Source organism: Nonomuraea sp. NBC_00507 (genome assembly GCF_036013525.1).
Taxonomy (GTDB): Bacteria; Actinomycetota; Actinomycetes; order Streptosporangiales; family Streptosporangiaceae; genus Nonomuraea.
Window position 1 is genome coordinate 7,073,280 of sequence record NZ_CP107853.1, and the last position, 14,485, is coordinate 7,087,764.

Annotated in this window: 8 protein-coding genes; 3 read left to right on the forward strand and 5 right to left on the reverse strand. The window is 71.0% G+C overall.

Features of this window, described 5'->3' with window-relative positions; genetic code table 11:
• The first annotated feature begins 55 nt into the window (after window positions 1-55).
• The gene (locus tag OHA25_RS34070) at window positions 56-2,152 is read left to right on the forward strand and encodes an alpha-galactosidase (protein ID WP_327581013.1); all 2,097 of its coding nucleotides are present in this window, start codon (window positions 56-58) and stop codon (window positions 2,150-2,152) included.
• On the opposite strand, the gene OHA25_RS34075 is transcribed toward OHA25_RS34070, so the two are convergent.
• From OHA25_RS34075 to OHA25_RS34090, 4 genes are read right to left on the reverse strand one after another with little or no spacing between them, the layout of a single operon-like run.
• Complete coding sequence (locus OHA25_RS34075; protein ID WP_327581014.1) at window positions 2,149-2,769, reverse strand: hypothetical protein; 621 nt, start codon at window positions 2,767-2,769, stop codon at window positions 2,149-2,151. The two genes, OHA25_RS34070 and OHA25_RS34075, sit on opposite strands and share 4 nt — an antisense overlap.
• Complete coding sequence (locus tag OHA25_RS34080; RefSeq protein ID WP_327581015.1) at window positions 2,756-4,309, reverse strand: vWA domain-containing protein; 1,554 nt, start codon at window positions 4,307-4,309, stop codon at window positions 2,756-2,758. Before OHA25_RS34080 ends, OHA25_RS34075 begins: the two co-directional genes overlap by 14 nt.
• Window positions 4,306-5,448, reverse strand: coding sequence for a toxic anion resistance protein (locus OHA25_RS34085; RefSeq protein ID WP_327581016.1), 1,143 nt, complete (start codon window positions 5,446-5,448; stop codon window positions 4,306-4,308). Before OHA25_RS34085 ends, OHA25_RS34080 begins: the two co-directional genes overlap by 4 nt.
• Window positions 5,449-5,461: 13 nt before the next feature.
• The gene (locus OHA25_RS34090) at window positions 5,462-6,544 is read right to left on the reverse strand and encodes a hypothetical protein (RefSeq protein WP_327581017.1); all 1,083 of its coding nucleotides are present in this window, start codon (window positions 6,542-6,544) and stop codon (window positions 5,462-5,464) included.
• Between the two features lie 259 nt (window positions 6,545-6,803).
• On the opposite strand from OHA25_RS34090, the gene OHA25_RS34095 reads away from it, so the two are divergent.
• Entirely contained in the window at window positions 6,804-12,209 is a 5,406-nt protein-coding gene (locus tag OHA25_RS34095; protein ID WP_327581018.1) for a family 43 glycosylhydrolase, read from the forward strand.
• 88 nt (window positions 12,210-12,297) lie between these two features.
• Window positions 12,298-13,149: an ACT domain-containing protein gene (locus OHA25_RS34100; RefSeq protein WP_327581019.1), complete on the forward strand. Its 852-nt coding sequence runs from the start codon at window positions 12,298-12,300 to the stop codon at window positions 13,147-13,149.
• Between the two features lie 191 nt (window positions 13,150-13,340).
• On the opposite strand, the gene OHA25_RS34105 is transcribed toward OHA25_RS34100, so the two are convergent.
• A complete protein-coding gene (locus OHA25_RS34105) occupies window positions 13,341-14,087 on the reverse strand; it encodes an alpha/beta fold hydrolase (protein WP_327581020.1) in 747 nt (248 codons plus the stop codon).
• Between the last annotated feature and the right edge of the window lie 398 nt (window positions 14,088-14,485).

Sequence of the window (14,485 nt, forward strand, 5' to 3'; positions counted from 1 at the left end):
CAGGTAGCGTCTCCACTCAGGTCACGAACCCCCGCCTGAGTAAGGAGCCCGAACTTTGTCCCCCGTCATCCTCTCCGCCGCGGGCACGGCCCTGCTGCTCCTCACCGACGGCCAGGGCCTGCCGCGAGTGCGCCACTTCGGTGCGGACCTTGGCCCCGTCGCCGGGCCCGAGCTGCTTCCCGCGCTGACCTCATCGGCTCCCGCGCTGCCGCTGCTGCCCGCCCAGGGCGACGGCTGGTACGGCAGGGCGGGCTTGTCGGGCACCAGGACCGGCGAGCACTGGGCGGTGCGGTGGACCCTCGACCGGATCGACGCGCAGGCCACCCCCGGCGCCGGTGGCACGGTGACCGTCGCCGCCTCCGATGAGCGGGCGGGGCTGGCGCTGGTGAGCGAGCTGGCCATGGACGCGGGCGGCCTGGTGACGCTGCGGCACACGGTGACCAACACCGCCGCCACGCCGTACCGGCTGGCGGGGCTGACCTGTGCGCTGCCGGTGCCCGCGCGGGCCGGCGAGCTGCTGGACTTCACCGGCCGCTGGGCGCTGGAGAAGGTGCCGCAGCGCAGGGCGTTCGGGCATGGGGTGTGGAGCAGGGAGAACCGGCGGGGCCGCACCGGGCACGACGCCGCCGGGCTGCTCGTGGCCGGGACCGAGGGGTTCGGCTTCGGCGGCGGCGAGGTGTGGGCGGTGCACGCCGGCTGGAGCGGCAACCACGTGCACTACGCCGAGCGCTTCCACGAGGGGGTCGCTCTGCTGGCCGCGGGCGAGCTGCTCGAGCCCGGCGAGATCACCCTGGCCCAGGGGGAGAGCTACCGCACGCCGCCGGTGTACTTCACCTGGTCCGGGAGCGGCCTGGACGAGGCGAGCGCCCGGCTGCACGAGCACCTGCGGGCCGCCCACCCGCTGCCGGTCCGGCCCGTCACGCTCAACAACTGGGAGGCCACCTACTTCGACCACGGCCTCGACCGGCTGCTGGAGCTGGCCGAGAAGGCCGCGGCGGCCGGGATCGAGCGGTTCGTGCTCGACGACGGCTGGTTCCGGCACCGCCGCCACGACCGCGCCGGGCTCGGCGACTGGTACGTCGACGAGGGGGTCTGGCCCGACGGGCTGCACCCGCTGGCCGACCACGTGCGCAAGCTCGGCATGCAGTTCGGGCTCTGGTTCGAGCCGGAGATGATCAACGAGGACTCCGACCTGGCCCGCGCCCACCCCGACTGGATCCTCGGCCGGCCGGAGCGGATGCCGCCGCCGTATCGCCACCAGCAGACGCTCGACCTGGCCCGGCCGGAGGCCTACGACTACCTGCTGGAGCGGCTCGACACCCTGGTCGGCGAATACGCGCTCGACTACATCAAGTGGGACCACAACCGCGACATCGCCGAGCCCGTCCACGACGGCGTGGCCGGCGTGCACGCCCAGACGGAGGCGACCTACCGGCTGCTGGACGAGCTGCGCCGCCGCCACCCCGGCCTGGAGATCGAGTCGTGCTCGTCCGGCGGCGCCCGCGTCGACTACGGCATCCTCGCCCGCACCGACCGGGTGTGGACCTCCGACAGCAACGACGCCCTGGACCGGCAGGCCATCCAGCGCTGGACCGGGCTGCTCGTGCCGCCGGAGCGGATGGGCGCCCACGTCGGCGCGCCGCACGACCACGTCACCGGCCGGTCGCTGCCGCTGGCCTTCCGCGCCGGGACCGCGTTGTTCGGGCACATGGGCGTGGAGTGGGACCTGACCTCGGCGAGCGAGACCGACCTGGAGGAACTGGCCACGTGGATCGCCCTGCACAAGCGGCTGCGGCCGGTGCTGCACGCCGGGCGGGTGGTCCGGGCCGACCACCCCGACCCGTCGTCGCTGCTGCACGGCGTGGTGCTGCCCGAGCGCGGCGTGTATTGCTATGTGCAGGTGACCTCCCGGGTGGAGTCCGCGCCCGCGCCGCTGCGGCTGCCGGGCCTCGACCCCGCCGCCCTGTACGAGGTGCGCGTGGCGGGGCCCGTCCCGCAGGGCGCGGCGATGCCGCCGTGGGCCGCGATGCCGGAGTGGGCCGCGGCGCCGGTGCGGCTGCCCGGCGCCGCGCTGGCCGAGCTTGGGCTGCCGGCGCCGGGGCTGCGCCCGACGTCGGTGCTGGTCATCGAGGTGGAGCGGATCGCGGGCTAGTCCAGGTCCAGCCCGGAGCCGCCGAACCTGTCGCGCAGGAAGCGGCCCTGATCGCGCAGCGCCTGCTCGTCGCCCCGATGGATCGCCTCGGCGACCTTGCGCATCTGGGCGTCGAGCAGCGCCACCTGGGCCAGCAGCTCCTCGTGCGCGCTGCGCTCGCGGTCGGCCCGCTGGGTGAGGGCGTAGCGGCGCGGCAGGTTCGCGTACGCCTCCAGGCTGGCGGGCAGATAGCTGCGGATCGTCTGCGACACCACGTGCAGCTGGTCGGGGGAGGCGGTCAGCTGCTCGGCCCGGCCCAGCACGTCGTCGATGACCTCGCCCAGCGTCAGCACCGCCCGGTTCACGTCGGCAGGGAAGCGTCCCTCGATCCGCCGCAGCAGCGCGCGCAGGTCCTCGCGCAGCGCCCGCGTCTCGACCTCGGCGTGCGAGATCGTCAGCTTGACGCGGTCGGGCGGGGCCAGCAGCGCGCCGACCCCGTACAACGCGACCACGACCACCGGCCAGTACGCTCCGGCCAGCCCCAGGAAGTGGGCCAGCAGGCCGAGCAGCGCCAGGCACGAGCCGGCGATGTTCCTGTTCGAGCCCAGATACCGCAGCACCCGGTCACTGATAGCCACGGATCTCCTTGAACGCGCTGCTCAGCGACGTCGAACGGGCGTCGAACACCGCGCCGCCGGTCAGCTGCGCCACCTGGCGCATCTCCTCGACGTCGCTCTCGCCGAACAACACGACGAACGTCGGCGTGCGCCGCCGCTCCTCCGGCAACGACCGGTAGCGGGCCTCGAAGGCGGCGTAGTCGCCGCCGTCGGTGTTCTCGCCGTCGGTCATGAGCACGATCGAGTTGTAGCGGCCGGGGGTCACCGGCCGGTCGTAGGCCGCGCTGAGACTGTCGTAGATCGCGGTGCCGCCGCCCGCGTCCAGATCTTCGGCGAACGCCTTGATCTGCGCCAGCACCGGCTCGGGGTCCCGCTCGGGGATCGTGAACGGGACCGGCTCGTCCGGGTGGCCGCTGAACGGGATCATCGTCACGGTCTCCCGGTTGAGGAACCGCGTGAAGGCGCCGGACGCCGAGGCGTCCGCGCCGGTCAGCGCCACGAGTGCGGTGCGCAGCGCGTCGATCCTGTCGCCTTGCATCGACCCGGACGTGTCCAGCACGAACGTCGCCTCCGACGGGACGCGCACCTTGTTGAGGTAGGTGGAGATCAGCTCGTCGGCGGTGCTGCGCCGGTTCGGGAACGGCAGCTCGATGAGCTGCGCCGAACCGAACTTGGGGTCCTGCGCCTCGCCGGGCACGATCGGCCGGCGGTGCGTGCCGGTCATGATGTCCTTCTGCACGGCGGGCGTGCGCAGCCAGGCGGCGAGCTTACCGTACAGGGCCTTCTTCTCCTCCGGGGCGGAGGCGAGCAGCGTGAGCGGGTAGTCGGCGCTGACCACGCCGTCGCTCGGGTAGATCAGCGTGACGGGCTCGCGCAGGCCCAGGAGCACCGACTCGTAGTTGACCATCCCGTCCACGCCTTGGTCGCGGGCGTACGCCTCGGCCAGCCAGCCCGACGAGCCGGCCGTCAGCCGCTGCGCCGAGAAGAAGTCCTTCAGCTTCGGCGTGACCCCGGCCACCTGCTCGGCGCTGAGCGCGCCGTCGGCGTCCGACAGCGCCGCCGCCACGCCCACCAGGGCGGAGAAGCCCGAGTTGGAGGAGGCCGGGTTCGTCATGCCGAAGCTGAAGCGGCCGTCCTTGGCCGCCGCCGCGATGTCGGCCCACGTCACCGGCTTGCCGTCCCAGCCGAGCTCGGCCGCCTTGGCCGGCTTCAGCCCCAGCACCACAGGCGAGACCATGGTCTTGGTCTGGGTGGCCAGCTTGGCCTGCGCGCCGTCGATCAGCGACAGGTAGCGGTTGGAGGAGAACCAGATCGCGTCCACCCGTTCGGCGGCGCGGCCGCTCGCGACCTGCTCAGCGCCGTCGAGCGTGCCGGTGTAGGAGAGCCTCACCTTGACGCCGGCCTCCTGCTCGGCCCGGCGCAGCAGCGGCTCGAGGTCCTTGATCTCGCTGCCGGCCAGCACCCGCAGCACATCCGGGCCGTCAGCCGGCCCCTCGCCCTCGCCGCCGGCCCCGCACGCGGCCGCCAGCAGCAGCGCGACCGCGATCAGCGCCCGCCTCACTCGGAACCCTCCCTGGCCCGCTCCAGGTAGGTCTTGGCGTGGTCCAGCTCGGCCGACAGGCTGTCCACCGTGGTCGCCATGCTCTCGACCGCCTTCGCGCGGAAGGAGTCGATGAGGTCCATCGTGGCGTAGACGTTGTCGAACGCCTGCCGGAGCGTGTCCAGGTCCACAGTGGCCGAGGCCGCCTGGTTCTGGATCGCGCCCGCCTGCGTGCGCAGCATCTCACTGGTGGCCAGGATCAGGTCGCTGGTGGTGGCGTTCAGCGCGCTGATCTGGTCGAGCACCAGCTTCTGCCCGGCCAGCGCCTGCGCGACCGTCACCGCCGTGCGCAGCGCCGCCACCGTGGTCGTGGTGGCGCGGTTCACACCCTTGCTCAGCTCCAGGTTGTTCTTGCGCACCAGGTCCAGCGCCAGGTAGCCCTGCGCCGAGACGGCCAGCTGGGTGAGCAGGTCCTGGTGCTTCTGCCGCACCGCGAACAACGCGTCCGAGCGCAGCGCCGTGGCCCGCTGCTCGTCGGCCTGCGCGATCCGCTCCTCCAGGGCCGCGTCCATGGCCTGGGCCATGACGGCGTACTCCTGCAGGCGCGTCATCGCCTCCCACAGGTTCGCCTTCTCGCCCTCGATGGCCGCGTTGTCGCGCAGCAGCTCGTCCTGGCCGGACTTCAGCGCGCGGATGATGTCGTCGATGTGCTTCTGCGCGGAGTGGAACTTGGCGAAGTAGTCGCGCAGCCGGTCGCCGAACGGGATCAGCCCCAGCAGCTTGCGCGCCCCGCTCGCGGCCTGCTTCGGATCCAGGTCCACGACGGTACGGCGCAGCGCCACGAGGTCACCCGCGACCTTGGCCTGGGCGTCGGAGCCCTCACCCTTGGCCGCGTCGAGCGCGGCCACCGGCCGCTTGAGCATGCGGTTGGCCACCTGCGAGGCGGACCTGATCTCGGTGTCGCCCATCGAGGAGATGTCGTGCACCTTGCGGGAGAACTCCGGCGAGCGCGGGTCGAGCCCGCCGAGCTCCCCGGCGAACTCGCGCGCCTTGGCGGTCAGCTCGGCCGTGCGCTCGCCGGACATCGGCAGCATGCCTGCCGCCGTCTCGGCCGGCACCGGCGCGACCGGCGCGGGCGGCGTGAGCACCAGATCGGACAAAGGAACTCCTTGGTCAGGGCCGGGCGGCGTCGATGGTCGTGATCAGCTTGTCCAGCCGCTCGTACGCAGGCGGCTCGACGACGTCGACCAGGTCGGCCGCGGCCGGCGCCTTGGTCTTGGCCACCAGGTCGGCGAACGCCTGGGGGTCGGTGGTGCGAAAGCCGTACGCGGCCGCCAGGGCCAGCAGCTTCGGGTCCTTGGTCAGCAGCTCCCCGACCCGCGTGCCCTGCCCCGAGAGCGGAACCAGGGTGTGCTTGCTGAGCACGGTGGGCGACGGGTAGACCAGGCGCATGTCCGGCTTGATCGCGCCGTCGCCGGCGAAGACGTGCGCCAGATACTGCGCCTCGTAGACCACCAGCATCGGCGTCTTGCCGGCGCCCAGCGCCAGGTAGTCGTCGAACGACGCCTCGCTGGTCGACTCGGCGAAGCCCTGGTCGAGCACGGCCGGCGCGAGAAGGGGCGCAACCTTGGCGATCTGGGCGTCGGAGCTGATGACGTCATCGCCGTTGGCCACGTAACCGATCACCGACAGGTACATGGCGGCGGAGTTGGACGTGCGGATGTCGGTCGTGGTTAGCAGCACCCGTTTGCGAGCCTGGTAAGCCGAATTACCCGGAATTTGGTCCCATCGGGTGCCTTTGGCAACTAATTCCAGAAATTTCTTAATGTCGAGGGTTTGGTGGCCTTTGCCGGAATCGTGGAGCACGCCGGCCTTCGTCAGCAGCGCCGCGATCGGCTCGAACGTCGCCACCGCCATCGGCGAGTAGAACGGCGAGAACGTCGTCGTGGCCTTGCGGTCGCGCTTGATCCGCTCGGCCGCCGGAACGCTGGAGGGGAAGGCGAAGGCGTACCTGCTCAGGTCCACGTCGGTGACGATCTGCCGGGAACCGGCCGTGTCCACCTCGACGCGCAGGCCGTGCTCGGCGAAGGCCGCCTTGACCCGCGGATCGTCGAAGAACGGCTTCTTCTCCGACCCGATGACCCCCCGTACCAGGGCTAATTCCTGGCCCTTGTCCTCCCGGCCGCCCAGGAGGATCGCGACCACCGCCACCCCGGCCAGAACCACCGCCAGAATGACGCCGATCCAACGCTTCATCGCACCCCGTCTCGTGAAATATCCCCCATAACTGAAATTATGGAAGAGCGGCCGGGGGATGCGCGCGGGCGGAAAGCCGACCGTACGTCAGAATTCATGCGCCGTTCACGGAAGGCCGGGCCGTCCCGGTCGCTCCATCAGAAGATCGTTGACGTTCCGCGGCCACGCGCCTCTTGACGGTCAGCGCCTCCACGGTTAACACTCTCGCAACACCGATCACGCGCGGTGTGATGTTAGCGCTAACAATAAGGAGTCGCTGATGCGACGAGGTGCTCTGGCGTGCCTGGTGGCACTGGCCGCGACCACGCTGGTGGCGTTGCCCGCCCGGGCAGCGGCCGACGGTCCGGTGTTGTGGTACAAGCTCGACGAGCAGGCGGGAGCGGTGGCGGCGGACTCGTCCGGCAACGCCCGCCACGGCACGGTGCGCGGCACGCCAGGCTGGGGCGACGGGCTGACGTTCAACGGCGGCGACACCGACGTGAAGCTGCCGGACGACGTCATGAAGGGCATGGACTCGATCACCGTCTCCACGGACGTCCTCGTCGACCCCGCGCAGCGTACGCCGTACTTCATCTACGGGTTCGGCAACACCAGCGGCACGAGCGGCAATGGCTACCTGTTCGCGACCGGCAACCACCTGCGTGTCGCGGTGGCCAGCGGCAACTGGTCGACCGAGCAGAACACCCGCCTGTCGACCTCGTACAACCTGGCCCGCGGCGGCTGGAAGCACCTGGTCTACACCCAGACGGGCACCACCGGCGTCCTGTACGAGGACGGCGTGGAGATCGGCCGCAACGCCAACGTCACGATCACGCCGGGCTCCATCGGCGGCGGCACGACCACGGCCAACCATCTCGGCCGGTCGGTGTACTCGGCGGACCGGCTCTTCCAGGGCAAGCTGCGCGACTTCCGGATCTACGACCGGGCGATCAGCGCGGATGAGGTGAAGGCGCTGGCGCAGCCGACCGTCGCCGCCGCGATCGCGGCCGACAAGCAGGCCCTCACCCTCGGCGACACCAGCGCCGTCACCGCCGACCTGACGCTGCCGGCCGCCGCGCCCGGCGGCTCCAAGCTGACCTGGGCGACCAGTGACGCCTCGGTGGTCACCACTACCGGCAAGGTCACCCGGCCGGCGAACGGGCAGCCGCCCGCCACGGCCACGCTCACGGCCACCCTGGCCAGGGGCGCGCTCACCGACACCAAGACGTTCGACATCACGGTCATGCCCGAGCACGACGACGCGAAGATCGCGCAGGACGCCGCCGCCGCGCTGACGGTGCACGGCGCCGACGACGTACGCGGCAACCTCACGCTCCCCGTCACCGGCCAGAACGGCACCACGGTCTCCTGGGCCTCCGGCAAGCCGTCGGTCATCACGCCCACCGGAGAGGTCACCCGCCCGGCCCACGGCACCGGCGACGTCACGGTCACGCTGACCGCCACAGTCACCAAGAACGCCGCCACCGCCACCCGCGCGTTCACCGCCAAGGTGCGCGAACTGCCAGGTGAGCAGGACCTCAAGGGCTACCTGTTCAGCTACTTCACCGGCGAGGGGACCGCGGACGGCGAGCAGGTCTACTTCGCCCTCAGCCGCGGCAACGACCCGCTGCGCTGGCGCGAGCTCAACGGCGGCAAGCCCGTGCTCACCTCCACGCTGGGGGAGAAGGGCCTGCGCGACCCGTTCATCATCCGCTCGCCCGAGGGCGACAAGTTCTACCAGATCGCCACCGACCTGCGGATCTTCGGCAACGGCAACTGGGACGCAGCCCAGCGCACCGGCAGCAAGTCGATCATGGTGTGGGAGTCGACCGACCTGGTCAACTGGGGCGAGGGCCGGCTGGTGAAGGTCTCGCCCGACACCGCGGGCAACACCTGGGCGCCGGAGGCGTACTACGACGAGACCCTCGGCGCGTACGTCGTCTTCTGGGCCTCCAAGCTCTACGCCGCCGACGACCCGAACCACACGGGCAACACCTACAACCGGATGATGTACGCCACGACCCGCGACTTCCGCACCTTCAGCGAGCCCAAGGTGTGGGTGGACCCGGGCTACTCGGTGATCGACTCGACGGTCATCAAGCACGGCGGCACCTACTACCGCTACACCAAGGACGAGCGGAACAACTCCTCGACCACCCCGTGCAGCAAGTTCATCCTGGCCGAGACGTCCACCTCGCTGCTCAACACCACGTGGGACTTCCTTTCCGAGTGCATCGGCAAGGGCGCCATGAGCCAGGGCGAGGGCCCCACCATCTTCAAGTCCAACGACCAGGAGAAGTGGTACCTGTTCATCGACGAGTTCGGCGGGCGCGGCTACATCCCGTTCGAGTCGACGAACCTGGCCTCGGGCGCCTGGACGCCGTCGGCGAACTACTCGCTGCCCGCCAGGCCCCGCCACGGCACGGTCATCGGCGTCACGCAGGCCGAGTACGACCGGCTGCTGCGTGCCTACGCGCCCGGCCAGCTCGTCGAGAGCGCCGAGGAGGCCAAGGTCGTCACCGGCATCGGTGACGCGCCGATCCTGCCGGAGCAGGTGACCGCCACGTTCGCCGACGGCAGCACCGGCCCGGTCGCCGTCACCTGGGACGAGGTCCCGGCCTCCGCCTACGCCCAGGCGGGCACGTTCACCGTGCAGGGCACGCTGCCCGACGGCGCGTCGGTGCGGGCCAAGGCGACGGTGACCGTCTCGGCCGAGGGCGTGCCGGTGGAGAGCCTCACCGTCTCGCCCGCCGAGCTGCGGCTCGGCGTCGGCGTGAGCCGCCAGGTCAAGGCCGTCGTCGAGCCCGCGAACGCCACCGCCAGGCGGCTCACCTGGACCAGCGCCGACCCGTCCGTCGCGACGGTCAGTGCCACCGGCCTGGTGACCACGGTCAAGGCGGGCACGACCGAGATCACGGTCCGCACCGCCGACGGCTCCAAGACCGTCACCATCCCCGTCGAGGCCACCACCGAGATCCCCGCCGACCTGCTGCTGCACTACACCTTCGACGAGAAGGCCGGCACCGTCGTCCGCGACGCCTCCGGCCGCGGCAACGAAGGCTCCTACGAGCGCACCCCGGCCTGGAGCGACGGCGTGCACGGCGCGTCGTTCAAGATGGCGGGCGGCGCCGGCACGTCTGCGACCGCACCGTACGTCACCCTCCCGTACGGCGTGCTCAAGGACGTCTCCGACGTGACCGTGGCCTTCCACGTCAAATGGAACGCCTCCGCTACGGCCAACCAGTGGATCTACGGCCTCGGCCCGGACCGCAACAAGTACCTGTTCACCGGGCCCCGCAACGGCGCCGGCGTGCTGTTCTCGGCGATCACCACTGGCAGCTGGCAGGCGGAGTCGTCCATGCGGCACTCGGCGGCGCTGCCCGGCGGCGAGTGGAAGCACCTCGCGGTGACGCTCGACTCGGCCGCGAAGACGATGGTCATGTACCTCGACGGCGTCGAGATCGCCCGCGCGCCGAACATCACGGTCAAGCCGTCCGACCTCTATGACGCCGCCAAGACCTACGGCGGTTATATCGGCAGGTCGCTGTACGCCGAGGACCCGTACTTCGCCGGCGAGGTGGACGACTTCCGCGTCTACGGCCGCGCGCTGCCGGCCGCGGAGATCTACGAGCTCGGCGGCGACCCCGCCGCGATCATCGGCGTGACCCTGCCGCAGCTCAAGGTCGACGCCATCGTGGACGCCGACGGCGGCCGGATCACGCTGCCGCTGAAGGAGGGCAGCGACGTCACCAAGCTGGCGCCGCAGCTCACCCTCGCCCCCGGCGCCACCGTCAGCCCGGCCTCCGGCGCGGAGCGGGACTTCACCGAGCCCGTCACCTACACCGTGACCGGCGCGGACGGCACGAAACGGGAGTGGACGGTCACCGCGCTCGTCATGAAGAGCCCGGTGCTGCCCGGCCTGTACGCCGACCCCAACCTCGTGGTGTTCGGCGACCGCTTCTACCTGTATCCGACCACGGACGGCTTCGCGGGGTGGAGCGGGACCCAGTTCAAGGCGTTCTCCTCGACCGACCTGGTGCACTGGACCGACCACGGCGTCATCCTCGACCTGGGACCCGACGTGACATGGGCGGACAACAGCGCCTGGGCGCCGGCGATCGCCGAGAAGGACGGCAAATACTACTTCTACTTCAGCGGCGGCATGGCCACCGGCAACACGGCCAAGCACCTCGGGGTGGCCGTGGCGGACTCGCCGACGGGACCGTTCAGGGACGCGCTCGGCAAGCCGCTCGTCCCGGCCGGGACCTACTCCGGGCAGATGATCGACCCGTCCGTGTTCCAGGACGACGACGGGCAGCACTACCTGTACTGGGGGAACGGCAACTCCTACCAGGTGCCGCTGAACGCCGACATGGTCTCGTTCGACGCCGCGAAGGTGAAGACGTACAAGCCGGCCGGATACAACGAAGGCTCGTTCGTCATCAAGCGGGACGGCACCTACTACTTCATGTGGTCGGAGAACGACACCCGCAGCGAGGACTACCAGGTGGCCTACGCCACCGGCGAGACGCCGCTCGGCCCCTGGACCAAGCGCGGCGTCATCCTGCGCAAGAACCTCGCGCTCGGGATCAAGGGCACCGGCCACCACTCCGTGATCCGCGTGCCCGGCACCGATGACTGGTACATCGCCTACCACCGCTTCGCCATCCCCGGCGGCGACGGCACCCACCGGGAGACCACGATCGACCGGCTGGAGTTCGGCGACGACGGGCTGATCAAGCCCGTGACGCCGACGCTGGAGAGCATCGATCCCGTCGCGGTCGTGACCGCAGGGCCCGACGCCTCCGGCGCAGAAGGCTCACCGATCGCGCTGGCGGGCACGTTCTCCGGAGCGGGCACGCCCGCCTGGCGGTACGAGGCCGCCGACGGGGCCGAGGGCACCTGCTCCTTCGCCGACCCCGCCACGCCGCGCACCACGGTGACCTGCACGGACGAGGGCGTCTACCGGGTCACGCTCACCGCCGGGCGCAGCCGGGACACCGCGACCGTCACCGTCGCCAACGCCCGCCCCGCCATCACCCGCGTGTCGGGTCCGCAGGATCCCGTCGCGGCCGGTAAGACCGTGGAGCTGGCGGTCACGTCCAGCGACCCAGGGGTGGACACGCTCACCTGCGAGGTCGACTGGACGGACGGCGCCACCGGACCGTGCGCGGAGGGCCACGCCTATGCGAAGGCGGGCATCTACCAGCCGGTGGTCACGGTCGCCGACGGCGACGGCGGCACGGCCGTGGCGACGGCCGATCCCGTCGTGGTCTACGACCCGACGGCCGGGTTCGTCACCGGCGGCGGCTGGATCGGCTCGCCGGCGGGCGCGCAGCCCGGCAAGCCGGCGGCGACGGGCAAGGCCGTGTTCGGGTTCGTGTCGGCGTATCAGAAGGACGCCACCCGCCCGGCCGGACAGACCGCCTTCGCCTTCCCGGCGGGCGGCGTCACCTTCGTCGCCACCCGCTACGACTGGCTCGTAGTGACCGGCGGCGAGGTCCGCTACCGGGGCGTCGGCAAGGTCAACGGCAAGCCCGGGTACGCCTTCACGGTCACCGCCCTCGACGGGGCTGCCGACAGGTTCCAGATCAGGATCTGGAACGAGGCGAGCGGCGAGGTCCTCTACGACAACCGGGGCACCGACATCGGCGGCGGCGAGATCGTCGTCCATGAGAGGAGGTAAGGGCGGGGTAATGCGGTGAACGCGCTTTAATGCCGCCGCAATCGCGCCGACCGTGATCATGTAACAACCCGTGCGGACACTGGGTGCCATGAGCGATGCACCTCAGGTCATGAACCTACGTTCCGGACATGTCACCAAACAGGGCACCAAGCAAGGACGCTCGTGGCGGCGGGAGATCGCGGAGCTCGCCGCCCTGTTCCTCGCGGTGGGCCTGGCGCACCTGCTCGCGACGTTGCTCGGGCACGAGGACCCGGGGCCCGTCGTGCTGATCGGGCTCGGCGTGGCGTTGATCCTCGGAGCCGCGATCCACAAACGGATCGGCCGCCGCCCCGCACGCAGGAGCGCCGCGCTCCCGGTGGCCGAGGGAGCCGGCTCGCCGATGGCGTTGTGGCGCGTCCGCATGCGGGTGGTGGAGCGCCCGGGACGGCTGGCGACGGTGGCCGGCGCGTTCGGCCGGCTGGGCTGCAACATCCTGGCGTTGCACATCGCGCCGACCGGCAGCAGCGCCATCACGCCCGCCGGTTGTGACGCGCTCGACGAGTTCGTCATCGAGGCGCCCCGCGAGCTGGCGCTCGGCGTGCTCGCCCAGGCGCTGACCGACGCCGGCGGGCACGACGTCGTCCTCGTGCCCGCCCAGGTCAAGGACCTCACCGACCCCGGCGTGCAGGCGCTGGTCCTGGCCCAGCGGGTCAGCGCCGACCCCGACCGGCTGCCCGAGGCGATGGCCGAGCTTTTGCGGGTCTCACAGGTCGAGTGGCGGCGGCCCGGTGACACCGTGGACGAGGGCGCCGAGCTCAACACCACGATGGTGATCTCCGTCAACCCGGACCGGGCCCTGCTGATCAGACGGCCCGAACTGCCGTTCACCCCGACCGAGGCCGCCCGCGCAGCCGCCCTGACCGCAACCGCCCGCCAGGCCCGCTACACCCCCTCGCCCTGACCCACCACCGCCCCACCCCACCCGGCCGTCTCGCGCCCGCCCGGCCCGCCTGCGTTCGGTCGGGCGGCTGTGCCGAAGTGGGGCGGTGTGCGCCGGGTATCGGGCTGGCCAACATCCCGGCGTGGACGCGTATGCCCGGCCGGGTCCAGGCCCGAGATGGCCCGTGGGGCTATGAACGCGTGGGCAACTGGTCATCGTGAGTCGGTGAAGAAGGTCTGGAGGTGGCGGTTGACCGGTTCCGGGCAGTCCAGCTGAGGGGCGTGGCCACAGCCATCCAAGATCACGAGCTGTTCGTTCGGGAGCAGCTCGGCGAAACGGTGGGCGCGCTCGACAGGCTGGACGGTGTCCTGCTTGCCCCACAGCACCAGGGTCGGGGTATTGGTGGCGGGGAGGGCGCGTTCGGTCTGCGCCCAGTCCAGGCGGCGTTCCAGCAGGTAGGTGGCGCGGATGTTGTCATGGAAGGTCATCGGCGCCCACCACTCGTCCAGCAGTTGCTCGGTGACGCGCTGCTTGTTGACCATCATGCCCTCGGACAGGCTGCGGACGGTGGACTTGCCGGTGGACAGCTTGACGGCCAGCTCGCCGATGACGGGGATCTTCAGGGATTCCCACATCAAGGTCCCGGGCAGGTCCAGTCCGGTGGCGTCCAGCAGGGCGAGCTTGGTGACGCGGTCGGGATGGCGCTGGGCGAAAGCCAGGGCCCAGCCACCGCTCCAGGAGTTGCCCGCCAGGGCGGCCTGCCGTACCCGAAGGCTGTCCATGAACGCGCCGACGGCAGCCACCATGGCATCCAGGTCGAAGGCGAAGCCGGAGTCCTTCAGCTGGGTGTAGCCCTGGCCGGGAAGGTCGACCACGTACACGGTGTGGTCGCGGGCCAGCACGTCGAGTTGATCCTTCCAGCCGATGACCGAGGTGCCGCCGGGCGAGAGCAGGATCACCGGTGTGCCGGATCCGGCTTGGATGTAGTGGAAGCGGGCGATCGGGGTGTCGGCGTAGCGTGAGCCGGCCTGGGCCAGGTACGGCGAGCGGAATGCGCGGCCGTCCTCGGCCGGCTGCCAGCCGTACGCGCCGAACAGCAGTGCGGCGATCAGCAGCGCTAGCGCAGCCGCCGACCAGCGGCGCTAGCGCCGCTTGCGCGCCGGCTGGGCGGTGGCGCTCTGAGATGTGTTGTCCAGGCGAACCATGGTGACCCCTTGGCTTGGTCGGGGAGGTGTGCATACGTCTGGACGGGCGGGTGCGAGCAACCGTGACAGCCGCGGCACGTGATCCGGCTCACACAGAGAGGCCAGACGCACCTTCCCCTCGGGAGGCTGGAAGGATCAGCTCGATGGACTGG

Bases quoted from the DNA above. Each gene is read 5' to 3' on its own strand.
- OHA25_RS34100 (WP_327581019.1), top strand. From the start codon at position 12,298: ATGAGCGATGCACCTCAGGTCATGAACCTACGTTCCGGACATGTCACC.
- OHA25_RS34095 (WP_327581018.1), top strand. From the start codon at position 6,804: ATGCGACGAGGTGCTCTGGCGTGCCTGGTGGCACTGGCCGCGACCACG.
- OHA25_RS34090 (WP_327581017.1), bottom strand. From the start codon at position 6,544: ATGAAGCGTTGGATCGGCGTCATTCTGGCGGTGGTTCTGGCCGGGGTG.